21 protein-coding genes and 1 tRNA gene are annotated in these 23647 nt (G+C 34.8%); 13 read left to right on the plus strand and 9 right to left on the minus strand.

Annotated features, from left to right (window positions below; translation table 11 throughout):
• Positions 1–101: 101 nt before the first annotated feature.
• Both trxB and ACNQGX_RS14490 read right to left on the minus strand, forming a co-directional pair.
• Positions 102–1049 (minus strand): thioredoxin-disulfide reductase, encoded by a 948-nt coding sequence (gene trxB, locus ACNQGX_RS14485; protein ID WP_417977404.1) that lies wholly within the window; start codon positions 1047–1049, stop codon positions 102–104.
• 132 nt (positions 1050–1181) lie between these two features.
• A tRNA-Pro gene (locus ACNQGX_RS14490) sits at positions 1182–1256 on the minus strand.
• A 525-nt stretch (positions 1257–1781) separates the two neighbouring features.
• Between ACNQGX_RS14490 and ACNQGX_RS14495 the strand changes: the two genes are divergently transcribed.
• Positions 1782–2027, plus strand: a complete 246-nt coding sequence (locus ACNQGX_RS14495; protein WP_417977406.1) for a CBU_0592 family membrane protein — start codon at positions 1782–1784, stop codon at positions 2025–2027.
• Here ACNQGX_RS14495 and ACNQGX_RS14500 read toward each other — a convergent pair.
• Positions 2024–2653, minus strand: a complete 630-nt coding sequence (locus ACNQGX_RS14500) for a TetR family transcriptional regulator (protein WP_417977408.1) — start codon at positions 2651–2653, stop codon at positions 2024–2026. The two genes, ACNQGX_RS14495 and ACNQGX_RS14500, sit on opposite strands and share 4 nt — an antisense overlap.
• 177 nt (positions 2654–2830) lie before the next feature.
• Between ACNQGX_RS14500 and ACNQGX_RS14505 the strand changes: the two genes are divergently transcribed.
• The 11 genes from ACNQGX_RS14505 (at position 2831) to ACNQGX_RS14555 (ending at position 16175) form a co-directional block, all read left to right on the plus strand.
• Positions 2831–6031: a SusC/RagA family TonB-linked outer membrane protein gene (locus tag ACNQGX_RS14505; RefSeq protein WP_417977410.1), complete on the plus strand. Its 3201-nt coding sequence runs from the start codon at positions 2831–2833 to the stop codon at positions 6029–6031.
• Between the two features lie 26 nt (positions 6032–6057).
• Entirely contained in the window at positions 6058–7845 is a 1788-nt protein-coding gene (locus ACNQGX_RS14510) for a RagB/SusD family nutrient uptake outer membrane protein (RefSeq protein WP_417977412.1), read from the plus strand.
• Positions 7846–7883: 38 nt separating this feature from the next.
• Entirely contained in the window at positions 7884–8741 is an 858-nt protein-coding gene (locus ACNQGX_RS14515) for a DUF1735 domain-containing protein (protein WP_417977414.1), read from the plus strand.
• Positions 8742–8969: 228 nt separating this feature from the next.
• On the plus strand, positions 8970–10211 hold the full coding sequence (locus tag ACNQGX_RS14520; RefSeq protein WP_417977416.1) for an alkaline phosphatase family protein: 1242 nt from the start codon (positions 8970–8972) through the stop codon (positions 10209–10211).
• 437 nt (positions 10212–10648) lie between these two features.
• The gene (locus ACNQGX_RS14525; protein WP_417977418.1) at positions 10649–11416 is read left to right on the plus strand and encodes a ParA family protein; all 768 of its coding nucleotides are present in this window, start codon (positions 10649–10651) and stop codon (positions 11414–11416) included.
• A 4-nt stretch (positions 11417–11420) separates the two neighbouring features.
• On the plus strand, positions 11421–12320 hold the full coding sequence (locus ACNQGX_RS14530) for a ParB/RepB/Spo0J family partition protein (RefSeq protein WP_417977420.1): 900 nt from the start codon (positions 11421–11423) through the stop codon (positions 12318–12320).
• Complete coding sequence (locus tag ACNQGX_RS14535; protein ID WP_417977422.1) at positions 12320–12880, plus strand: DUF5683 domain-containing protein; 561 nt, start codon at positions 12320–12322, stop codon at positions 12878–12880. Before ACNQGX_RS14530 ends, ACNQGX_RS14535 begins: the two co-directional genes overlap by 1 nt.
• Before the next feature lie 36 nt (positions 12881–12916).
• Positions 12917–13117: a hypothetical protein gene (locus ACNQGX_RS14540; protein ID WP_417977424.1), complete on the plus strand. Its 201-nt coding sequence runs from the start codon at positions 12917–12919 to the stop codon at positions 13115–13117.
• A gap of 4 nt (positions 13118–13121) precedes the next feature.
• A complete protein-coding gene (gene dapB / locus ACNQGX_RS14545) occupies positions 13122–13823 on the plus strand; it encodes a 4-hydroxy-tetrahydrodipicolinate reductase (protein ID WP_417977425.1) in 702 nt (233 codons plus the stop codon).
• A 63-nt stretch (positions 13824–13886) separates the two neighbouring features.
• Positions 13887–15458 (plus strand): signal peptidase I, encoded by a 1572-nt coding sequence (gene lepB / locus ACNQGX_RS14550; RefSeq protein WP_417977427.1) that lies wholly within the window; start codon positions 13887–13889, stop codon positions 15456–15458.
• A 90-nt stretch (positions 15459–15548) separates the two neighbouring features.
• Positions 15549–16175 carry a WbqC family protein gene (locus tag ACNQGX_RS14555; protein WP_417977429.1) on the plus strand — a complete coding sequence of 209 codons (627 nt, stop codon included), beginning with the start codon at positions 15549–15551 and terminating at the stop codon, positions 16173–16175.
• 16 nt (positions 16176–16191) lie between these two features.
• On the opposite strand, the gene ACNQGX_RS14560 is transcribed toward ACNQGX_RS14555, so the two are convergent.
• From ACNQGX_RS14560 to mutL, 4 genes are all read right to left on the minus strand, one after another.
• Positions 16192–17238, minus strand: coding sequence for an endonuclease/exonuclease/phosphatase family protein (locus ACNQGX_RS14560; RefSeq protein ID WP_417977431.1), 1047 nt, complete (start codon positions 17236–17238; stop codon positions 16192–16194).
• A 45-nt stretch (positions 17239–17283) separates the two neighbouring features.
• Positions 17284–18153, minus strand: a complete 870-nt coding sequence (locus tag ACNQGX_RS14565; protein ID WP_417977433.1) for a rhomboid family intramembrane serine protease — start codon at positions 18151–18153, stop codon at positions 17284–17286.
• A 61-nt stretch (positions 18154–18214) separates the two neighbouring features.
• Positions 18215–19027: a rhomboid family intramembrane serine protease gene (locus tag ACNQGX_RS14570; protein ID WP_417977434.1), complete on the minus strand. Its 813-nt coding sequence runs from the start codon at positions 19025–19027 to the stop codon at positions 18215–18217.
• Entirely contained in the window at positions 19024–20865 is a 1842-nt protein-coding gene (gene mutL, locus ACNQGX_RS14575) for a DNA mismatch repair endonuclease MutL (RefSeq protein WP_417977436.1), read from the minus strand. The genes ACNQGX_RS14570 and mutL overlap by 4 nt, the downstream gene beginning before the upstream one ends.
• 444 nt (positions 20866–21309) lie before the next feature.
• On the opposite strand from mutL, the gene ACNQGX_RS14580 reads away from it, so the two are divergent.
• Entirely contained in the window at positions 21310–21882 is a 573-nt protein-coding gene (locus ACNQGX_RS14580) for a YciE/YciF ferroxidase family protein (RefSeq protein ID WP_417977438.1), read from the plus strand.
• A gap of 184 nt (positions 21883–22066) precedes the next feature.
• Here the strand turns inward: ACNQGX_RS14580 and ribH are convergent, their stop codons facing one another.
• Both ribH and ACNQGX_RS14590 read right to left on the minus strand, forming a co-directional pair.
• Positions 22067–22642, minus strand: coding sequence for a 6,7-dimethyl-8-ribityllumazine synthase (ribH, locus tag ACNQGX_RS14585; protein WP_131915283.1), 576 nt, complete (start codon positions 22640–22642; stop codon positions 22067–22069).
• A 106-nt stretch (positions 22643–22748) separates the two neighbouring features.
• Positions 22749–23522: a tetratricopeptide repeat protein gene (locus ACNQGX_RS14590; RefSeq protein WP_131915284.1), complete on the minus strand. Its 774-nt coding sequence runs from the start codon at positions 23520–23522 to the stop codon at positions 22749–22751.
• Positions 23523–23647: the final 125 nt, after the last annotated feature.

The raw sequence follows: 23647 nt of genomic DNA on the forward strand, positions 1-23647 counted from the left end.
GTGAGAAAAACTGGATTGATAATATATATATCCTAACCAACAAAAAGTCCCACTTGCTAAGGCAAATGGGACTTTTTTTATCTTAAAAAATCAGATTCTGATTATTCTTTAGAAGCCAAATATCTTTCAGCATCAAGAGCTGCCATACAGCCTGTTCCGGCTGCTGTAATTGCTTGACGATACACATGGTCCGCAGCATCACCCGCTACGAAAACGCCATCAACATTTGTTTTTGAAGTTCCTGGAGTATTGATAATATATCCTGTCTCGTCTAATGTGATAAAATCTTTGAAAATATCTGTATTTGGTTTGTGACCAATAGCTACGAAGAAACCAGTTGCAGGAATATCAAAAACTTCATTAGTAGTCTTATTTAAAGCCTTCACAGCAGTAACTACTTGTTCATCACCTAATACTTCAACAGTATCGTGATTCATTAATATAGTAATGTTCTCTGTTTTGCGAACACGTTCTTCCATGATTTTAGAAGCTCTGAATTTTTCGCTGCGCACTAACATTGTTACTTTTTTACAAAGTTTTGACAAATAATGTGCTTCTTCACAAGCTGAATCTCCTGCTCCAACGATTACTACTTCTTGATTTCTATAGAAAAAACCGTCACAAACAGCACAAGCAGAAACTCCGCCACCCATTTTTAAATAATGTTGTTCTGATGATAAACCTAAGTATTTAGCCGATGCTCCAGTAGAAATAATTACTGTTTCACAATGCAATTCTTTAGTATCATTGATCCAAACTTTATGAATATCTCCTGAGAAATCTACTTTCGTAGCCCAACCATCACGTACATCAGTACCAAAACGTTGTGCTTGAGATTGCAATTGAACCATCATTTCAGGTCCTGTAACACCATCAACGTATCCTGGGAAATTTTCCACTTCGTTGGTTGTTGTCAGTTGACCTCCAGGTTGGATTCCTTGGTATAAAACTGGATTCATGTTAGCTCTGGCGGCATATATTGCTGCAGTATAACCCGCTGGACCAGAACCTATAATAAGACATTTAATTTTTTCGATTGTATCTGACATAGTACGATTATATTATAATTTTTAACAGTGCAAAAATAAGTCATAATTACTGTATTATAGAACCTGAATAATCAGTTTTTGTTATTCTACAATAAAAAAAATCCCTTCTGTTGAGACAGAAAGGATTTTTAGTCGGGGTGGCAGGATTCGAACCTGCGGCCTCCTGCTCCCAAAGCAGGCGCGATAACCGAGCTACGCTACACCCCGAAAGCGGATGCAAATATAGTACTATTTTTGGCTTATGCAAAACTATTTCAGAAATAAGAATTAAACCGGCTAAAAGTCCGTATATTCGGTTGGCAGACCGAAAGGCTGTACGATTGCTAACCTTTTATTTGCCACAAATTAATTCGTAAAAATAGGGGCTATAAAATTTTTAGAAGCTAAAAACAAGAAGCAACAAACCGTAAGTTTTAAACTTTATTTGGGAGCAATAAAAAAATAAAGGTTCTAAAAAACTGAAAGGGATTATTTTCAACTACAGCTCCAACAGAATTAATCCAGAAATCCTGCCCACTCCGACAAAGGAATCTTTAAAAGACACAGAAATTGACTAGACTTTGACTCTGTTTTTTTTATCTCGTCATAAAACAATTATAAATCCTAATTTTGGATTTTAAAATTACACTCACAATTTTATGGTATTTCCATTATACTTGTTGATATTTGTCAAAACAAAGTGAACAGCTTAATGATAATCTATTAAAACTGTCATCAAATAAATACAACTAGATGAGCACTTCTGAAATTATAGGGTGGATTGGCGCTGCTCTTTTTATTACTTCTTATTTTCTTTTGAGCATAGATAAGTTGGATGCTAAAAAGATTCCTTACCAATTAATGAATATCTTGGGTGGTTTATGCCTGGTTATTATTTCTTATGACACAGACGACATGCCCAACTTATTCACTAATTTAATCTGGATATTTATTGGGTTTTATGCACTAGTAATGATAGTAAGAAGACAAAAAAATTAATCTTTTGAAATATCGTAGTTTTTAATTTTTAGGATATCGTATGCGACTTGTTTGTATTTATTTAATTTTCCGTAATACTCATCATTAATTTCGCATAGCGACAAGTAGTAATAGGTTCCTTCCACCAAAATAAAGATAAGATCAGCAGTATTCTTAGGATTTTCAATATTGACTTCACCATTTTTATTGGCCTCTTCAATAACTTCGGTTAGTAATAATCTTAAATAGTCATGTAAATCCTTAAATGCAGCTTTAATTTTTCCGTCCCTGAATACTAGGGTAAAACAACTATAAAAAACACCATCGTCTATAAGTTCGTTCCATTCTCTGGAAAATAAGTTATCAACTAATTTCACAAGTCTTTTTTCGCTGTTTTCACCCCCGCTTTCTGATGCAAAAATAAACTTATATCGCTCCAGAATATAATTAATAAGACCGAATACAAGATCTTCTTTTGAACCAAAATAGTGTGATATTAAGCTAGAATTGACTCCTGTTTCTTTGGCAACTTTGGCCAAAGATGCATTTTCCAAACCCTCTCTTTGGGCTACTTTATAAAACGCCACTATAATTTCCTTCTGCCTTTCGGCTTTTAAGCTTTTTCTTCCCATTTTTTTTAGATTCATTGATAATACAAACTTAACAATAAAATAATCAAAAAGTTAAATTTTAAAAAATATAAATTAATTGATTGGTCAATCAAATTATTTTATATTTTAGCGCTTTGATTACAGACACCTGTAACTCAAAAACTTATTAATTAAAAAAACCAAAAAAACCAGCTAAAACTTATGAAACAGAAAATGAAAACTTACTTTTCAGTAAGAAGGAACACCAAAAAAACCATATGGGGTTTGGTGTTTATGATGCTTATTGGCCCTATAGGCTGGGCCCAAGAAAAGACACTTGCGGGTTCAGTGATAGATGCTAATGGAAAACAACCTTTACCAGGTGCAAGTGTGGCAGTAAAAGGAACTTCTAAAGGTGCAGTTACCGATTTTGGAGGGAATTTCGAAATCAAGGCATCAAAAGGGAATGTATTGGTAGTATCTTATGTAGGTTATAAAACAAAAGAAATAATCATCACAGATGAAACTCATTTGACTATTACACTAAGTACAGAAAACAACCTAAATGAAGTTGTCGTTGTAGGTTATGGCACCCAAAAGAAACTTAATCTATCTGGTTCTGTGGCTACTGTAGACATGAAAAAATTGGAAAGTCGCCCAACCGCAAATATTTCCCAAAGCCTTCAAGGTACTGTTGCCAATTTAAATATTACATTCCCAAGTGGTGCGCCAGGAGGAAGTGCAAGAATCAATATTCGAGGATTTACGTCCATAAATGGCGGCAGTCCATTAATTTTGATAGACGGTGTCCCATCCTCAGAAGGAGACCTTACTCGAATGAACCCCGAAGACGTAAAATCAATATCTGTATTAAAAGATGCTTCTTCTGCTGCCATTTATGGTGCGAGAGCTGCCTTTGGTGTATTATTGATCACAACAAAAACAGGAGGTAAAAATAAAATTACTTATTCTAACTCTTTTATTTGGGGAAAGCCAACAATTACTCCTGATCCAATCACAGATCCCTACATCTTTACCAGATTATTGGATATTTCGACGAACAATACACCATGGGATTATGTGAACCCCTCTGATGAAACCTATGCTTGGGCAAGAGATCGATCTAATGACCCAACGGTTCCAAGTGTACGGCTAGACCCTCAAAACCCAGACAGATGGCAATATATGGGAAATACAAACTGGAATGACTATTTCTTTAATAAAACTGCCTTTTCTGAAAACCACAATCTTTCTATAAGTGGACAAAAGGACTCTTTTACTTATTATGTATCAGGAAACCACACCCTTGAGAATGGATTGAACAGGCTGGCAGAAGATTCCTGGACGCGTAATGCCTTACGTTCAAAAATGCAAATTAAGCCCTACGAATGGATGAAATTTGAAAACAACACTTTTTTAGCATTTGCTGACAGAAAGCGTCCTACTTACAACATTACCAACGTCTATAATATAAAACCAACAGATGTGGTAAAAAATCCAGATGGCACTTGGGCTAATACAGATGCGGGTTATGCAGCAGCCAGGATGCTTGATGGGGGGAAAACAAATGAAAACACAACCAATTTGCAAACAACCAATAAACTGGATTTAACCTTTTTTGATAAAGCCTTAACACTAACCGGAGAACATACCTATCAAAAAAACTATGTCCGATCCCATTGGGATGGTACTAAATTCAAAATTGGTTTAGGACCAAATCTCATTAAGGAAGAAACCAATGAAGACTATGCGTATGAATCATTAGGTGAAAATAAGTATAGTGTTTTAAATCTTTATGGTACTTACACCAAAACAATTGACAAACACAATTTTACAGCAGTTGCAGGGTATAATAAAGAAGTAAATAAATACGAGTGGTTTTCGGCAAATAGAGAAGAATTAATATCCTCTTCGCTTCCAAATATGGCATTGGCTACTGGCAAAGAAACTGTTGGATGGGCCTATTCTGATTGGGCAATAAATGGCATTTTCGGAAGATTAAACTATATTTTTAATGAAAAGTATATCATTGAATTTAATGGGAGATATGATGGGTCGTCAAGATTTCCTAGCGACAGTCGATATGGCTTTTTTCCATCTGTATCGGGCGCATGGATAGCCAGTAAAGAGGAGTTCTTGAAGCCGTATATTGATTTCATGAGTTTTTTAAAATTTAGGGTATCTAGAGGCTCTTTAGGGAATCAAAGTGTAGGTGATTATGGGTATATAAATGCAATGTCAACAGGACAATCGGGATACCTAATTAATGGAGAATACCCAAAGACTGTATATGCTCCAGGCTTGAACGTTGACCCAAACAATTACACATGGGAAAAAGTAGAGACTACAAATTTTGGTATGGATTTAGGTTTTTTTAAAGGTGCATTAAATGCTTCATTTGATTATTATATCCGGAACACTATAGGAATGCTTACCCCAAGTCAGGAACTACCAGGAGTATTGGGGACGAACCCTCCATTGTCAAATGCAGCAGATCTTCGAAACAAGGGTTGGGAACTTACTTTGGGGTATAACAATAGTTTGGATTTGGATGGAAGCCCATTTAATTATGGTGCATCAATTGTGCTTTCAGATAGCGAAACAAAAATCACCAAATTTAAAAATGACGGACAACTTTTTTCTCAATGGAGAGAAGGTCAAAAGGTAGGTGAAATATGGGGATTGGAAAACGACGGCTTTTTTAAAGATCAGGCAGAGATTGATAAATTAGACGAAACAGCGATTATCCCATGGGGGGCATTAGATATTGTTCCAGGATGGCCAAAATACGTTGATCAAGACGGCGATGGAAAAATTTTAAAAAGTCTATCGGCCAACGATCCAAAAGATTTAAAACTTATCGGGAATACACAACCAAGGTACCAAATAGGATTTAACATGAATGTGAGTTGGAAAGGGTTTGATTTAAGCGGGTTTTTACAAGGCGTTGGAAAAAGAGATTATTACCCTAACAATTATCTTTTTTGGGGTCCTTACCAACAGCCTTATGCAAACACCTACCCACATCTTCTGGATTTTTATAGAGGTGCAGCAGATAGCCCGGAGTTAAGAGCACAACATTCACAATCGTATATTAATGCAGGCTTAGCGGATGCCAATACAAATGCGAATTATCCTGTATTGCAATCTTGGCTGGCCGATCAGAGTACAGGTTTAGGACTTGCTACTCCACAAACAAAATATCTATTGAATGCAGCTTATTTAAGAGTGAAAAACATTACACTTGGCTATACGATCCCAAACAAATTACTGGATAAAATAAAAGTTTCTCAACTGCGATTTTATGTTACAGGTGAAAACATATACGAATGGTCTGCGATTAAAAAATACATAGATCCGGAGGCAACAGGAGAAAATGGGTATGCCTATCCATTTAACCGTAAACTGTCAGTTGGGATGAATGTAACCTTTTAAATTGTTCAATACAAAAAAATAAACAAATGAAAAACACCTATTATATATTAGCCGCTATCTCACTGTTTTTGGTGAGTTGTAATGATGATTTTTTGGACACAAGTCCAAAATCTTCCATCGCCAAAGAAAACTTCTTTAATTCAGAAACCGATTTACAATTGTATATTAACGGATTGCATTCCGCTGCAGGAACCGGGATGTATTTAGGAGAACAAGGAACTGACAATGCGGCCACAACGGGTGCCGTTGAAATAAAAAATATCACAACGGGTAGCCCGAGTGCAGAAAACATTACTTCTGGTTGGGATTGGGGCAGATTAAGAAGTATCAATTTTTTCTTGGAAAACTATTCTAAAGCTAGTATAACTCCAGAATTAAAAAACCATTTTAAAGGTCTGGCCAAATATTACAGAGCCGAATTTTATTTTTCAAAACTAAAGCGCTATTCAGATGTGCCTTGGTATTCAACTACATTAGGAGTAAGTGATGAAGCGTTATTTAAGCCTAGAGATCCACGCGCTATGGTAGTAGATAGCATTATTAGCGATATTCAATTTGCATCGAAAAATATTAAAGATGATGCCCTTCATACTCCCACTGGAAGCATTACTAAATGGGCAGCCCTAATGCTGCAGGCCAGAATAGCCCTACACGAAGGAACCTACAGAAAATACCATCCTGAATTAGATCTAAAAAGCAGTTCCGATCGCTTTTTAGAAATTGCAAGAGATGCAGCCAAAGAACTGATGGATTCTGGTAAGTTTAACATCTATAATACTGGAAAACCAAATTCTGACTATGCCGCTTTATATCAAACGAATAATTTAGCTTCTATTTCTGAAGCCATATTGATAAACGTGTACGATGAAAAAGAAAAACCTGGGGGAAACTATACCGTATTTGGTGACTATGAACAAAGTCCTTCAAAATCACTTTTGGACTCCTATTTAATGGCTGACGGAACTAAATTTAGTGATCAGGCAGGATCAAACACCTTCACATTCGTGAAAGAATTTCAAAACAGAGATCTGAGACTCTCACAAACTTTTGCCCATCCAGGTTGGATCAGGGCAGGAAGTACTACCCCTTATATTCAAAATTTAAATAAAAATTTCACCGGTTATCATCAACTAAAAGGGTATAATAATACGTTGGTGAATTCCGGCGTGGATGTTGCAGTATATAGATATGCCGAAGCATTATTGGTTTATGCCGAAGCGAAGGCAGAACTGGGCACATTAACCCAACAAGATTTCGATTTAACCGTAAATAAACTACGTCTAAGAGCGGGATTTCTTCCTGCCAACTTGATGAGCATGAACTTTGCTAATGGCAACATTGACCCAATTTTAGCGATGGATTTCCCAAATGTTTCTGGTGCCAACAAAGGTGTCATTTTAGAAATCCGAAGAGAAAGAAGGGTAGAATTTGCTATGGAATCATTTAGATTCGATGATTTGATGAGATGGCAGGCGGGCAAAATTTTGGAAAGAATCCCAGTAGGCATGTACTTTCCCGGACTGGGCAAATATGACATGACAGGAGATGGTATTGTAGACATTAGTATTATTGCCAGCAGTCAAAGTATTCCATCCCCTAAAGAAGTAAATTCATTGGGTGCTCAACTAATATATTATAAAGCAGGTTTTATTGGAGACCAATCAGCGAGCCTTTTCCTGTCGAATGGAACTTCAGGTAATATGGTTACCTCTTCTGTTGTACCAAATTTTGCGGAACCTAAATATTACTATCGTCCAATACCGGCGCATCAGGTATTCCTGAATCCAAAATTGACACAAATATTTGGTTGGTAAAAATCCCCTAATGAATATAAATTTAAAAAATCAATAAAATGAAAATACTAAAATTAATTATTCCTTTGTTTATCATCCTATTAAATTTTGGATGTGAAAAGGAAGCGGAACAATATGATTTCGAGAGATATAAATTCGTCTCTTTTCTGGGTCAGGAAGTTTCAGTACCGGAAACTTATAGCGTTGGAAACGAAGCCGGATATCCCATCTATTTGCGATACGACGGAAGTACCCTTAAAGAAGATTTCACGGTTAAATTAAAAATCACCCCGAAGAATGCTAAAGAGGGTATTGATTATTCGGTAGAAACCACTACTGTGCTTTTTAAAGCCGGCCAAATTAAATCGGAACCCTTTTATGTTAAAACAATCGATGACCTAACACTTAGTCCTGAAGATCGCAGTTTGGAAATTGCTATAGAAAGCGTAAGCAATCCTAAGATTGACATAGGGGTTGGGATTGTGAATCAATCCAATAAGTTAATCACTTTAAATATTGAGGACAACGAATGCAGTAAAACCATCGATGTGTTCAAATCAAGCAATCTAAAAAACACAAACAGTATTGGTAGTGCACGCACAATCACCGGTAACCTAAGCGGAAATACCCTAACACTGATTGGCGACCTAACATTCTACGGTGCTTTCCCTAGTGCTAAATTAAATGTTACACTAACTCCGGTTGTAACAGGTGCTACCATAGGCAAAGTGACATTTAATGATTTTGATGCAGGAACCGATAATGATGGATATGTATATCAAATCAGACAAGTCGGAGAAGGGACCTATGATGTTTGTTCTGAAAAAATAAATATAGTATATACTGTTTACTACATAAGTGGAGGATCTTGGGTTTATTGGAAAAAATGCATTTGCGTAATCACAACACCTCAATAGAAATTTTGGTTAGTTTTTTGAGTTCGTTTTTAATGCCGAAGGGAGAAATTTTCTCCCTTCTTTTTGAAAAAATCATAAATGAAAAGATATCATGAATCATTACAAAATTGGCTCGTATAGATGCTTGCTATAGATGAAATCCTAAATAAAACAAAAAACACTCCCTAAAAAGTTTAATTTAGCTTGAAAGCATACAATATAAAAAAACAAATTTTAAATCATTAAAAAATGAAAAAACGCAATAAAACATATCTTATATTTTTTTTCCTATTTACTTTAACAGGATTTCAAGCAGATGCCCAAAAAATCAGAAAAGTTGTTTTCGTAATTGCTGATGGTATTCCGTTAGATAAAATCCAATCGCATTCGATGCCCAATTTAAAACAATTTACCAAAAACGGAAGTCTCGTTTCTGCTTACGTTGGTGGCGAAAAAAATGGTTATACTGAAACCCCCACAATTTCTGCTGTGGGATATAATAGTTTGCTGACAGGGACTTGGGTAAACAAACATAATGTTTGGGGCAATGAAATTGAAGCTCCAAACTATAATTATTGGAATGTTTTTCGATATTTAAAAACACAATACCCGAATAAAAAAACAGCAATATTTTCTACTTGGAAAGACAATCGAACAAAATTGATCGGTAGTGATGCACAAGCGGCAGAAAATTTGCAACCCGATTATGTTTTTGATGGTTACGAACACGATACCAAACAATTTCCTCATGATAAGGATGGTCATTTTTATAATAAAATTGACAATTTTGTTATAGAAAATGCTTGTAAAACCATCACAACAGCTGCACCTGATTTGTCTTGGATTTATCTTGAATACACTGACGAAATGGGACACAGGCATGGTGACAGTCCGCAATTTTCAAATGCTTTGGACCAACTCGATTTGCAAATAGGAAAACTTTATAAAGCTATCCAAAAAAGAGAGAAAGAAAATAACGAAGAATGGATGGTAATCATAACTACCGATCATGGCCGTGGTACCTCTGGACATGGTCATGGTGGGCAAACCAATAGAGAACGCAATACGTGGATAGCAACAAATTATGTTGAAATGAATGATTATTCAAAAAAACAACAACCTGGAATAGTAGACATTACCCCTACAATTTTACGTTTTTTGAATATTTCAGTTTCCGTCAAACAACAATTTGAAATTGATGGAGTGCCAATGATAGGCGAATTATCCGCAATAAACCCTTCAGCCAAAATCAAAGAGGATAAAATGATTGTACAATGGACACCTTCGAACGAAAACGGAAAAGCAAAAATATGGCTGGCAACAACAAATAATTTTAAAGAAGGCGGTCTGGATGATTATAAATTAATGAAAGAAGTCGAAATAAAAGACTGGCAGGCAGAAATAGATATTTCGAATATAAAATCAAATTTTTATAAAGTAGTTATCGAAATGCCATACAACACGTTAAACCGATGGATATTAAATAAATAAAAAAATACTGCTATTTTTGACTTTTGGGTAACGAAACCAAATTAGAATCGCGACAATAATCCCCCCGACAAATGAATCCTTTTTGCTTTGCAAAAGGGATTTTTTTTTAATTAACAAAATCTCAATCTTCCAAACAAAATAAAAAGAAACGAACTCCCCTAGCCCGGATGGCAGTGAAAAGCTTCGACGGACTGCTCCCGATTTTTTCTTGACAGAAAAGAGCGACCAAAGGAAGCTCCTTTTATGGCTTTAGAAAAAACTGGCAGCAGTTCAAGAACTTGTAACGCACAGCTGGAATAGCTTCCGTAAAATGAAATCCGCTTTAAAAATGGGAATTGTCAAATAGCGACTAATCAAGCTTTAACAAATGTTAACAAAATAGATTTTTAGAAACCATAAATAATTGTATTTTTACGGTTCAAAATTTAGAAAAATAAATGGGCAAAATCATCGCGATTGCTAATCAAAAAGGTGGAGTTGGAAAGACTACAACGTCAGTTAATCTTGCTGCTTCACTGGGTGTTTTAGAAAAAAAAGTGTTACTTATTGATGCTGATCCACAGGCAAATGCCTCTTCAGGATTGGGTATTGATGTCGAATCTGTTGAGATCGGTACGTATCAAATTCTGGAACACAGTCATACGCCGAAAGAGGCCATTATCAAATGTTCTGCTCCAAATGTGGATGTAATTCCATCACATATTGACCTTGTTGCTATTGAAATCGAATTAGTCGATAAAGAAAACAGGGAATATATGCTTAAAAAAGCATTGGAAAGTATCAAAGACGAGTACGATTATATCATCATCGATTGTGCACCATCTCTTGGATTGCTTACGTTGAATGCTTTGACTGCCGCTGACTCCGTGATTATCCCTATTCAATGTGAGTATTTTGCACTGGAAGGTTTAGGGAAATTATTGAATACTATAAAAAGCATCCAAAAAATTCACAATCCGGATTTAGACATTGAAGGGTTATTATTGACCATGTTTGACTCGAGATTGCGTTTATCAAACCAAGTAGTTGAAGAGGTTCAAAAACACTTTAACGACATGGTTTTTGACACCATTATTCAAAGAAATGTAAAACTGAGCGAAGCGCCAAGCTTTGGAGAAAGTATAATAAACTACGATGCGACAAGCAAAGGAGCTATCAATTACTTACATCTTGCTCAAGAAGTTATAAAGAAAAACAGTAAATAGTTTTATGGCAAAAGCAATAAAAAAACAAGCCTTAGGAAGAGGATTATCTGCGTTATTGAAAGATCCGGAAAACGATATAAAATCCGTTGACGATAAAAATGCCGATAAAGTTGTAGGAAATATTATTGAGCTTGAAATTGAAGCAATTGAAATAAATCCGTTTCAGCCAAGAAGTAATTTCAATGAGGAATCGTTGAGAGAATTAGCGACTTCTATCAAAGAATTAGGCGTTATTCAGCCTATTACCGTACGTAAATTAGACTTCAATAAATACCAGTTGATTTCGGGTGAGCGTCGTCTTCGTGCGTCGACTCTTGTGGGATTGACAACTGTTCCTGCTTACATTCGTATTGCAAATGACAACGAATCATTGGTTATGGCTTTGGTGGAGAACATCCAGCGTCATGATTTAGATCCAATTGAAATTGCACTTTCGTACCAACGTTTGATTGATGAAATTCAATTGACTCAGGAACAAATGAGTGAGCGAGTAGGAAAAAAACGTTCTACAATCGCTAATTATTTAAGACTTTTAAAACTGGATCCGATAATCCAAACCGGAATTCGCGATGGTTTCATCAGTATGGGCCATGGTCGTGCGATAATCAATATTGAAGACCAAGATATTCAAACTGATATTTATCAAAAAATCGTCAGTCAAAATCTATCCGTTCGAGATACGGAAGCTTTGGTAAAAAACTATCAGGAAAGTTTAAAACCTAAACCTGCCGGCAAACCAAAAGCGGCTTCATTTGAAATTGCAGATACTCATAAAAGTACTTTTACAAATTATTTCGGAACCAAAGTCGATGTAAAAGTAGCCGGAAACGGTAAAGGAAAAATCACTATTCCATTTCATTCTGAAGAAGACTTCAACAGAATTATTAAACTAATAAACGAGTAGTGCATAAAATCATTTTCATAGGTCTATTCCTTTTTATTACAGGAAACACTACTGTTTTTGCCCAAACGGAAACAGATGCAGTGCTTGTAGCGAAAGATACTTTGAAATCGAACAACATTGATCCGTTGACTCCCGCAAAAGCAGCTTTTTATTCAGCAGTTTTGCCCGGTTTAGGTCAGGCTTACAATAAAAAATATTGGAAAATACCGCTGGTTTATGGAGCCATTGGAACCAGTCTCTATTTTTATATCGATAACAATAAAAAGTACCATCAATACAGAGACGCATATAAAAGCCGATTGGAAGGACATGTTACCGACGATTTAGCTTTCTTAGATAATAACCGATTGATTGCCGGACAAAAATTTTATCAGCGAAATCGTGATTTATCCGCATTATTTGTTGTGGCTTTTTATGCCTTAAATATTATTGATGCTAATGTGGATGCCGCTTTAATACAATTCAATGTGGATGAAAACTTATCAATAAGACCAGTTCTTTATCCGAATGATGTAACATTAAAGACTAATGTAGGACTAACATTTAATTATAATTTTTAGAAGCCAAAAGCTAAATAAAGAAAAGAACAGCTCATTATGTCATTAATTAATAAAATAGGGAAGAAATATTTTTTTATTATTACTACAGTTTTGTTATTAATCACTTTAATAAATTATTCAGAAATTAAAGAGCTTGAGACTATTCGAATGAATAATTTCTTTTCTGGATTTACCGCTGGAATTTTAATAGGACTCTTGCTTGCAGGAATCGTAAATTATTCAAAATTTAAAAAATAAACAAATGAAAATTGCGCTTTTAGGATACGGAAAAATGGGTCAGGTAATTGAAAGAATTGCACTGGAAAGAGGTCATGAAATCGTTTTGAAAAAAGATGAAAACAATACTTTTGACGGTCTTTCAAATGCTGATGTGGCTATAGATTTCAGTGTTCCAACAGCTGCAGTCCCTAATATTTCCAGTTGTTTCCATGCTAATGTCCCTGTAATTTCAGGAACCACAGGCTGGCTGAAACATTATGATGAAATGGCGGCACTTTGCGCAGCAAAAAAAGGTGGTTTTATTTCTAGTTCTAACTTTAGTTTAGGTGTAAATATTTTCTTTGAAATCAATGAATATTTGGCTAAAATCATGTCAAAATTTGACAGTTACTCGGTTGATATGGAAGAAATCCATCACACCCAAAAACTAGATGCACCAAGTGGTACTGCGATTTCATTGGCTAAAGGAGTAATTGAAAACAGTTCGTACACCAACTGGACATTAGAAAAAGCTGAAGCCAATCAAATTCATATCGAAGCAAAAAGAATAGGGACTGTTCCGGGCACACACACCGTAACCTATAATTCTGTTGTTGATGCTATCGAAATAAAACATACGGCACACAATCGTGAAGGTTTTGCTCTAGGCGCTGTGATTGCTGCAGAATGGATTGTGGGGAAACAAGGAATTTTCACAATGAAGGATGTTTTAAATTTAAAATAAATGTTATCCAGTTTATGATTACTCATTTGACAATCATAAACTCTAAACCTTAAACAAAAAATTATGTCAGTATATCAATGGTTTATATTTTTTCTGCTTGTACAAATAGTACACTTTTTGGGAACATGGAAATTATACGAAAGTGCAGGAAGGAAACGTTGGGAAGCAGCTATTCCAGTATATAACGCTATTGTTTTGATGAAAATAATAGGTCGTCCCACTTGGTGGACCATTTTACTTTTTATTCCAATTATTAATTTGATTATGTTTCCGGTAATCTGGGTAGAAACATTGAGAAGTTTTGGAAAACGATCTGGACTAGATACTTTTTTAGTACTTATAACCCTCGGATTTTACATCTATTATATCAATTATACTCAAAAATTAAATTACATAGCTGACCGAAGTTTAAGTCCCGAAAATAAAACCGCTGATACGGTTAGCTCTTTACTTTTTGCAGTTATCGTAGCTACTTTGGTTCATACCTATTTAATTCAACCGTACACAATTCCTACCTCTTCATTGGAAAAATCCTTATTGGTAGGTGACTTTTTATTTGTGAGTAAAATGAATTATGGTGCCCGAATTCCAATGACAACTGTTGCATTGCCAATGGTTCACGATTCGATACCTTTAGTTCAAAAAAAATCATACTTAACTTGGCCACAATTGCCTTATTTAAGGTTACCGGGAATTCAAAACATAAACAGAACAGACATTGTTGTATTTAACTGGCCGGTTGACACTGTTTACAGGTTTTTTGACACTTCAAAAAGACGCGCTTTCAAACCGGTAGACAAGAAATCAAATTACGTAAAAAGATGCGTTGGAATCCCTGGAGACAACTTATCTATAAAAGACGGCATGATTTATATTGATGGCAAATTATTGGAAATGCCTGAAAGAGCAAAACCACAATTCTCTTATAAAGTAGCATTAGACGGAAAAACGCCAATCGATTTTGAGCATTTACTTAAAGAGATGGACATAACCGACCCTGTAATGGTTACTGATGAAACCCGAAGAGATACCTTATTCTTTAGTGCTTTGACAGCTGCCGGAGCGGAAAGATTGAAAAACGTACCCGGTGTTACTGCCGTTACAAGACAAATATCAAAAGGTATTGATAACAGCATCTTCCCACACATCAATAAGTGGAATAGTGACAACTACGGCCCTGTCTATATTCCAGAAAAAGGAAAAACTGTCGCTTTAACAACCGAATCATTGCCATTTTATAAAACCATAATTACTGATTATGAAACAAATGAAAATGGAGATAAAAACGACCTTAAAGTAACAGGAAACGAAATAAGAATAAACGGAAAAGTGGTTAAAGATTATACTTTCCAACAAAATTATTACTGGATGATGGGTGACAACCGTCATAACTCTGAAGACAGTCGTTTTTGGGGATTTGTTCCTGAAAATCACATTGTAGGGAAACCCATTTTTATCTGGTTAAGCTGGGATACAAACGGTAAAGGTTTGAATAAAATACGTTGGGACAGAGTTTTCACAACTGTTAGCGGTGAAGGTCAACCTCAGTCTTATTTTAAATATTTCCTAATCGCTTTAGCAGCATTTTTCATTGGAGATTATTTTTGGAAGAAAAGAAAAGAGGAAAAAAATTAGTCAAAAGTTTCAAGGTCTAAAGTCATAAAGTTTCTATTTAATCTAACTTTATGACTTCCGACTTTAAGGCTTTAAAAACTTTAGACAAATATGAACATTCTCATCCATCCCACCTATTTCCCATCGATTAGCCATTTTGCAGCCATGGTACAATCGGAAAATATTACCTTTGAAATAGAAGATAATTTTCAGAAACAAACCAACCGCAACCGCGCTTATATTTATAGTCCAAACGGAATTCAGTTATTGAATATCCCGGTAAAGCATTCGAAAGAAAGTCATCAAAAAACAAAAGACATCAAAATTGAAACCGATTTTGACTGGCAAAAACAACATTTCAAATCATTAGAAGCTGGATACCGAAGTTCTCCTTTTTTTGAATTTTTCGAAGATGATATCAGACCAATTTTCGAAAAAAAGTATATTTTTTTATTGGATTTAAATTTTGAGGTTTTAGCTATTCTATCAAAATGTTTCCGTCTAAAATTAGATTACACGACAACAACGGAATACTTTCATGATGTTGATACAGCTACAATCACAGATTTCAGGGCTTTGGTAAACGGAAAAAAAGACCTTTCTTTATTTGAAAGTTACACACAGGTTTTTGATGATAAACATGGTTTTATCAACAATCTTAGCGTTCTGGATTTGCTGTTTAATGAAGGGAAATATGCAATGGATTATTTAAAAAAACAAGAACTGATTCTGAAATAAAATTCCTGATTAAATTTTATTCCAAAGACAGTCTTGCCATAATAGGAAAATGATCTGAGTTTATAAATTTTGGGAAATTTTCAAATTTCTTTACTTTCATTTTTTCGTCAGCGAAAATATAATCAATTCTGGCTGGATAATACCTGAATTTATACGTCTCACCAAAACCTTTCCCTGCTTCTTCAAAGCTATCTTTCAACTTTCCTTTGATGCTTCGGTACACATAAGAAAACGCGCTGTTGTTCATGTCTCCGCAAATGATAATTGGATACGTACATTTCATTTTATGTTCCTTGAAAATCTCAGCTTGCTGTTGTTGTTGCTTGAACGCTTTACTTATCCTAATAAATAGCATTTGTGATTTTTGCTGATTAATAGCGTCGATATTTTCATCAATTTCATTCACATCAGGAGAGATTTTAATGGATTGAATGTGCATATTATACACTCTGATAATGTCTTTCCCTTTTTTTATATCCGCAAAAACAACGTTATTACTGGAATTTGGAAAAATAATATTTCCTTGGTCAATAATCGGGAATTTAGAAAAAATAGCCTGTCCCGTTTTAATTTGGTTTCCATCAGTGAAAATATATCGGTGCGGATACACTTTCAAATCAATATCAGCAGAGGAAGAGTATTCCTGAATACACAATATATCTGGGTTTTTATCATTAATAAAGGTGAGAATATCAGAAGGAACATCGTCTCGGTCAATCCATTTAAAAACATTAAACAGACGAACATTATAACTCATTACGGTAAAATCCTTTTCTTCTTTTGGAAACTCCGGCGAAGAAAATTTATAAAATTTATTTATAAAAGTAATTCCCATCAATAAAACCAAACCCGAAACTATCAATTGCTTTTTGAATTGCAATGCCCAATACACAAAAAATAAACCATTCAAGATAAAAAAAAGTGGCATAAAAAGTGTCAAAACAGACAAAAGAGGAAATGATTTTGGCGCCAAAAAAGGCAAAACATAGGCAATAAAAGTCACAATAGTAAGGACTATATTCAAAAAAAACATTCCTTTATTAAACCATGAAAGATTTTTCATTTTCTATATTTTTTATTAAAACAATAGCTGAAATCTCATTGCTACTTATTTTCCAACTTTGAACAAGAATTCTTTCTCTTCTTTTGTCAAACTATCGTATCCTGACTGACTAATTTTATCTAAAATTTCATCTATCTGCTGCTGCGATTTATCTTTTGCAACTATTTTTGAAACGCTTTTTTCCAGAGGCTTACTGTAGTTTTTATGCACTTTCTTGAATGGTGTCGCCGTATTTTTTTTGAACAAATTTGCAAAAAAATTTAGAAAACGAGAAACAAGTGTACTTAAATCCGTTCCATTTTGGAGCAATTTAATAAAAATAAAACCAAAAAAAGCTCCAGAAAGATGAGAAATATGACCACCCATATTTTCTGAACGCAGTTGCATTAAATCAATAATAATAATTACGGCGGTTATATGCCATAACTTGACATTTCCAATAATCAATAATCGAAGATCCATCAAAGGATGATACGTAGTAGTTGCAACTAAAATAGCCATAATAGCGGCAGAGGCACCTACAATTGGAGCGCTAATATTTAAAACATAGAATACAAGAATATAACTAATTCCAGCAAAAATAGCACTCAAGACATACAAGCCCAGCAATTGCTTAGCCGTAAAATACGTCATAAATAAGTTGCCCGAAAAATTCAAAACAATCATATTAAAAATAATATGCATGATTCCGCTGTGAAAAAAAGCATACGAAAGCAACGACCAGGGTTTCCAAAGCAAATGTGCCGGATTAGAGGATAAACTCACATAATGAATATAATCAATATTGACACCCAACAAAGATAAAAGAGCAAAAAACAACCACGGAAGAACAAACAAAGCTGCATTCCAAAAGATTAGCTTAGTCACTATTCCTCCCATTTTGTATTGTAATTTCAGGTCGTCAATAATATTCATAATTTAATTGGGATTTAAGATCTGATATTTAGGTCGTACTACTTTAAAAGGGGTTACAATTTTAGCTCCAACGGTTTTTATTGAACTGATTTTTCTTCCAATACCACATCATTAGAAAACCAAACAAAGCGCCTCCTATGTGAGCGAAATGAGCTACTCCACTACCACCGCCAAGTATAGACTTTCCTGAAATACCTAAATATAAATCTAAAACTAATAAACCTGGAACAAAATATTTAGCTTTAATAGGCACTGGGATAAACATTAGAGCGAGCTCTGCATTAGGAAACATAAACGCGAAGGCTACTAAAAGTCCATAAATAGCACCGGATGCTCCGACCATTGGGACTTGAGTCTGTTGAGCAGCTTTAAAGAAAACATTAAACGAATCTTGATTTAACAAGTTCAATTTCCCAACATTATTCAAAATACCTTTTATATCTGTTTCAAATAAATCTGGCCTATAGTTAGTTCCGTCATTTACAGTTGCATTTAAAATTTGTCTAATTGTAGTATCTGAAAGGTTCAAATCTGAAACTCCATTTAATATCTGATGAAGCTCTAAGTAATTAACTCCCAATTGTATTAAAGCTGCACCTAAACCGCAAGAAATATAAAAGAAAAGAAACTTTTTCGTCCCCCAAAAATGCTCCAGAGCAGAACCGAAAGAATACAAAGCAAACATATTGAAAAAAATGTGCATAAAACCTCCGTGCATAAACATGTGCGTCACTGGTTGCCAAAACCTAAAATGATTACTTTGAATATTATATAAAGACAGATATTCAGCAGATACTGGAATTAATTGTGAACCAATAAAAAATATAATATTTATTATCAATAATTGTTTTACTGTTTCAGTTACGTTTCTCATAATGCAAATTTTTTATCTAAATCTTCCACACGCATCGTGATGAAAGTGGGTTTATGAAATGGGGAAACATTGGGGTCTTTACAGGCAAAAAGTCCGTTTACCAAATTTTCCTGCTCTTTTTCTGTAAGGTGGGTTCCTGTTTTTACAGCCAAACTTTTGGCCATAGATTTGGCAATCGTATCGTTCTGACTGAAACTACTTTCAGGAATTCCGTCCTGCAAATCACTTAATAATTGTTCTAAAACCAGTGAAACTTCACTCTCCGTTACATTTACAGGAATTCCTGAAATAACAATATGATCTGTATTATTTTCTTCGAAGACAAATCCGGTGTTCATCAACGAAAGTTGTAATTCAGCGATAAGATCCATTTCGCTTGATGAAAAAAACAAGTTCAAAGGAAACAACAACTGCTGGCTTGATGCCTGATTAACGGTCATATTTACCAAAAACTGCTCATACAAAACACGTTGATGTGCCCGTTGCTGATCGACAATTACCATTCCTGATTTGATCGCTGAAACAATGTATTTTTTATGTATTTGATACGTTTTATGAACAGAATGCTCCACTTCTTCGTCATTAAATAAAGAGGAAGTCACTTCTTCATTTTCGAAAGTTATGTGTCCTATTTCATCCGTATCTTGTTTTAAACCTACATATAAACTTTCCCAATTAGCCGTTGGTTCCGGTTTCTTATAATTAGAAAAATGTTTATTGGGTTTATCATCAGAAAACGGATTGAAGTTTCCATCGACTTGAATCGTCGGCGTTGCACCTTCTAAATCTTTATAATGATACGGCGTATCTAAATTAGAATCCCTGTCAAAATCTAAAACTGGCGCTACATTAAACTGACCTAAACTATGTTTTATGGAAGCTCTTAAAATAGCATATAACGCATGTTCATCGTCAAACTTAATCTCCGTTTTAGTAGGATGAATATTGATGTCAATTGTGTTTGGTGGCACCGATAAATATAGAAAATAACTGGGCTGCGCACCGTCTTTCAAGATTCCGTCATAGGCTGCCATAACCGCATGATGCAAATAACCGCTTTTTATAAAACGATCATTGACAAAGAAAAACTGTTCTCCACGATTTTTTTTGGCAAATTCCGGTTTACTCACAAATCCTTGAATGGCTACTATTTCTGTTTCTTCCTGAACCGGCACTAATTTTTCATTGGTTTTACCCGAGAAAACATTCACAATTCGTTGTCGTAAAGTAGATGGCGGCAAATTGAACATTTCACTGCCATTGTGATAAAACGTAAAATGTATTTTTGGGTGAGCCAAAGCCACACGTTGAAACTCATCAATAATATGACGGTATTCCACCGTATCCGACTTCAAGAAATTGCGTCGCGCGGGAATATTAAAAAATAAATTTTTAACCGCAAATGACGTGCCTTTTGGCAAAACAGCTACGTCTTGCGAAACAAACTTACTGCCTTCAACGATGATGTGCGTTCCGAGTTCTTCTTGATCTGGCTTGGTTTTCATTTCTACATGGGCAATAGCCGCAATAGATGCCAATGCTTCCCCACGAAACCCTTTGGTATGCAAAGAAAATAAATCTTCGGCTTGACGAATTTTGGAAGTGGCGTGACGTTCAAAACACAAACGGGCATCAGTAACGCTCATTCCTAAACCATTATCAATCACTTGTACTAATGCCTTCCCTGCATCTTTAAGAATTAATTTTATATCTGTTGCTCTAGCATCAACCGCATTTTCAAGCAACTCTTTGACAACTGAAGCGGGTCTTTGAACGACTTCTCCAGCAGCAATTTGATTGGCAACATGATCAGGAAGTAATTGAATTATACTCGACATTAAAAAATTTAAGTTTAAAGTTTAACCCTTCGCCTGTACTTCGACTTCGCTCAGTATAGACTTCTCAGGGTGACAATAGTTTCTTATAAAACCAAGAGGTACAAATTTAATGAATTTCTATTGGGTTTTATTATTAATGTGCTTTTAAAAAACAAAAATTCACAACCTAAAAATTCGGTGTATTCAGCCTTGTCAAGAACTAATTTCAGCCAGCGTTAACTTTTATATCTACGATGAAACAAAATAGTAGGCACATACTAATAACCCCGTTTAATTCTAAATCAAAGACTAAAATCGGAAAGCACATTTAAATAGTCAATTCGCTGAAATACAACAATATAAAGCGTTAATTTTGAAAATTTTTAACAAAATTATATAATCCTAGTACACGTTTAAAAGTTAAATTTGTTACTTCAAACAAGTTAACAATTAAAAACATCTATTATGAAAGCGACCAATGAAAAACAAGAAAACGCAAAAGTAGAATCTAAAAAAGGAGCTGTAAAAGCAAAACCAGATGCGGCACAAGGTTTAAGAGACTTTTTTGAAGACGGATTGAAAGATATCTTTTGGGCAGAACATGCGCTGACTAAAGCATTACCTAAAATGGCAAAAAATGCCACCTCTTCAAAACTAATACATGCTTTTGAACATCATTTTAAAGAAACAGAGGAACACGTTTCTCGTTTAGAAAAAGTATTTGAATCTTTAGGTCTGAAAGCAGTTGGCAAAAAATGTGATGCTATGGAAGGATTACTCAAAGAAGCAGATGGGATTATGGAAGAAACCGAATTAGGAGTGGTACGCGATGCAGCAATTATTGCCGCAGCTCAAAAAGTAGAACACTATGAGATTGCTACCTACGGTACTTTACGTGCTTATGCAGTGACACTCGGCGAAAATAAAGCCGCTACTTTACTAGCTAAAACTCTCGAAGAAGAGAAAAAAGCAGATGTATCCTTAACAGAAATTGCGCTATCTGATATTAATCTTGATGCAGCTCATGCACATGCATAATTCTTTCGGTTAATGATTTATAGTTCACAAAAGCTGTATACATCGGTTTTTTAATGACATACTAATTACTGATATCAGGATACATACGGAGAATCTTATATAAATCCTTTAGTGAATCCATAAAAAAACCTACTCCAAGTAGGTTTTTTGTTTATATTTTAAAAAATAATATGGAGTGATATATTTATTCTTTTAACTCTAAAGGCGTTCCTTCTTCTAGTTGAATAGCTCCAGCAGACAATAAATGTTGGTTATCGATTTGATGTGACAACGAAGCCTGTTGGCGAATATAGGCCATTTTGATAGCCGCAATAGCCGCTTCTGTGCCTTTATTACCGTGAATTCCTCCGCTTCTATCAATGGATTGTTGCATGGTATTATCAGTCAGAACACAAAAAATAACAGGAATATCAGTTTGAACATTCAAGTCTTTAATGCCTTGCGTTACTCCTTCACACACAAAATCAAAATGTTTGGTTTGCCCTTGAATTACACATCCAATAGCAATAACAGCATCAACATTCTGTGTTTGCAACATTTTCTTTGAACCATAAATAAGCTCAAAGCTTCCAGGAACATTCCAGCGAATAATATGCTGGGCTGGAACTTGGTTTTCCAAAAGGGCTTCAATAGCACCTCTATAAAGTCCTTCAGTTATAGAATCATTCCATTCTGAAACAACAATCCCAAAGCGAAAATCTTTCGCGTTTGGGATTGAATTTTTATCGTACTCGGATAAGTTTTTATTTTCGGTAGCCATTTGATTTTAGAATTTTGATTTTAGAATTTTGATTTCAGATATTAAAGATAGCATTTTGAAATCAAAATTCTACAATCTTAAATCACCAATCTTATATCATTTTTTACTATTGTGCTAATCCTATCAAAACGTCAACTGAAGCAGCCTCTGGAGTTCCTTCAAAATTGTCTTTAATGTCTGTAAAATATTTCAAAGCGTCTGCTTTGTTTCCTAATGCCAAAGCTGTTTTTCCAGCTTTCAACAAGAAACGCGGCGTAGTGAAGTCATTTTTATTTGATTCAGCAGCTTTTACGTAATTTTCTAAAGCTTCTTTCGGTTGATTTTTTTGAGAATAAGCATCTCCAATTGCTCCTTTTGCCAAAGCTCCTAAAACAATATCGTCCGATTTAAATTTACTTAAATAATCAATTGCTTCAGTATATTTTCCTGTATTCAAATAAGCAATTCCAGCATAATAATTAGCTAAATTTCCGGCATCAGTTCCAGAATATTCATCCGCAATTTTTAAGAATCCAAATTTACCTTCTGAACCATTCAAAGACAATTTATATAAAGAGTCACTTGCTACTCCATCAGTTGCTTTTTGGAAATTTTGTTGTGCTACAAACATTTCGTTTGCTGCTTCCTCTTGTTGTGGCGCAGCAACGAATCTTTGGTATCCTAAATAACCAATTGTAAAAATAGCAGCAGCGGCAACTAAACCAATAATAACTTTTTGGTTTTTAGCTACCCAATCCTCAGTTTTCGAAGCTGTTTCGTCTAAAGTTGAAAAAACACCAGCTGTTGTGCTGTCTTTTTCATCAATCTGTACTGCTTCAACCGCATCATTTACTTCTTTTTCTTTTGGTGCTTTATATCCTCTTTTACTGTAAGTAGCCATTTATTTTTAATTTAGTGAGTCGCAAAAATAAAATTTTTATTCAAACCGACATAAAAAATATGCTTTTATATTCAAAAAAAATATTATGGGAGGTTCTTTCTTTCCAAAGGAAAAATAATTAGCAT

The sequence above is a fragment of the Flavobacterium glycogeni genome (assembly GCF_048286775.1).
Classification (GTDB): Bacteria; Bacteroidota; Bacteroidia; order Flavobacteriales; family Flavobacteriaceae; genus Flavobacterium.

Bases quoted from the DNA above. Each gene is read 5' to 3' on its own strand.
- trxB (WP_417977404.1), bottom strand. From the start codon at position 1,049: ATGTCAGATACAATCGAAAAAATTAAATGTCTTATTATAGGTTCTGGT.
- ACNQGX_RS14495 (WP_417977406.1), top strand. From the start codon at position 1,782: ATGAGCACTTCTGAAATTATAGGGTGGATTGGCGCTGCTCTTTTTATT.
- ACNQGX_RS14500 (WP_417977408.1), bottom strand. From the start codon at position 2,653: ATGAATCTAAAAAAAATGGGAAGAAAAAGCTTAAAAGCCGAAAGGCAG.
- ACNQGX_RS14505 (WP_417977410.1), top strand. From the start codon at position 2,831: ATGAAAACTTACTTTTCAGTAAGAAGGAACACCAAAAAAACCATATGG.
- ACNQGX_RS14510 (WP_417977412.1), top strand. From the start codon at position 6,058: ATGAAAAACACCTATTATATATTAGCCGCTATCTCACTGTTTTTGGTG.
- ACNQGX_RS14515 (WP_417977414.1), top strand. From the start codon at position 7,884: ATGAAAATACTAAAATTAATTATTCCTTTGTTTATCATCCTATTAAAT.
- ACNQGX_RS14520 (WP_417977416.1), top strand. From the start codon at position 8,970: ATGAAAAAACGCAATAAAACATATCTTATATTTTTTTTCCTATTTACT.
- ACNQGX_RS14525 (WP_417977418.1), top strand. From the start codon at position 10,649: ATGGGCAAAATCATCGCGATTGCTAATCAAAAAGGTGGAGTTGGAAAG.
- ACNQGX_RS14530 (WP_417977420.1), top strand. From the start codon at position 11,421: ATGGCAAAAGCAATAAAAAAACAAGCCTTAGGAAGAGGATTATCTGCG.
- ACNQGX_RS14540 (WP_417977424.1), top strand. From the start codon at position 12,917: ATGTCATTAATTAATAAAATAGGGAAGAAATATTTTTTTATTATTACT.
- dapB (WP_417977425.1), top strand. From the start codon at position 13,122: ATGAAAATTGCGCTTTTAGGATACGGAAAAATGGGTCAGGTAATTGAA.
- lepB (WP_417977427.1), top strand. From the start codon at position 13,887: ATGTCAGTATATCAATGGTTTATATTTTTTCTGCTTGTACAAATAGTA.
- ACNQGX_RS14555 (WP_417977429.1), top strand. From the start codon at position 15,549: ATGAACATTCTCATCCATCCCACCTATTTCCCATCGATTAGCCATTTT.
- ACNQGX_RS14560 (WP_417977431.1), bottom strand. From the start codon at position 17,238: ATGAAAAATCTTTCATGGTTTAATAAAGGAATGTTTTTTTTGAATATA.
- ACNQGX_RS14565 (WP_417977433.1), bottom strand. From the start codon at position 18,153: ATGAATATTATTGACGACCTGAAATTACAATACAAAATGGGAGGAATA.
- ACNQGX_RS14570 (WP_417977434.1), bottom strand. From the start codon at position 19,027: ATGAGAAACGTAACTGAAACAGTAAAACAATTATTGATAATAAATATT.
- mutL (WP_417977436.1), bottom strand. From the start codon at position 20,865: ATGTCGAGTATAATTCAATTACTTCCTGATCATGTTGCCAATCAAATT.
- ACNQGX_RS14580 (WP_417977438.1), top strand. From the start codon at position 21,310: ATGAAAGCGACCAATGAAAAACAAGAAAACGCAAAAGTAGAATCTAAA.
- ribH (WP_131915283.1), bottom strand. From the start codon at position 22,642: ATGGCTACCGAAAATAAAAACTTATCCGAGTACGATAAAAATTCAATC.
- ACNQGX_RS14590 (WP_131915284.1), bottom strand. From the start codon at position 23,522: ATGGCTACTTACAGTAAAAGAGGATATAAAGCACCAAAAGAAAAAGAA.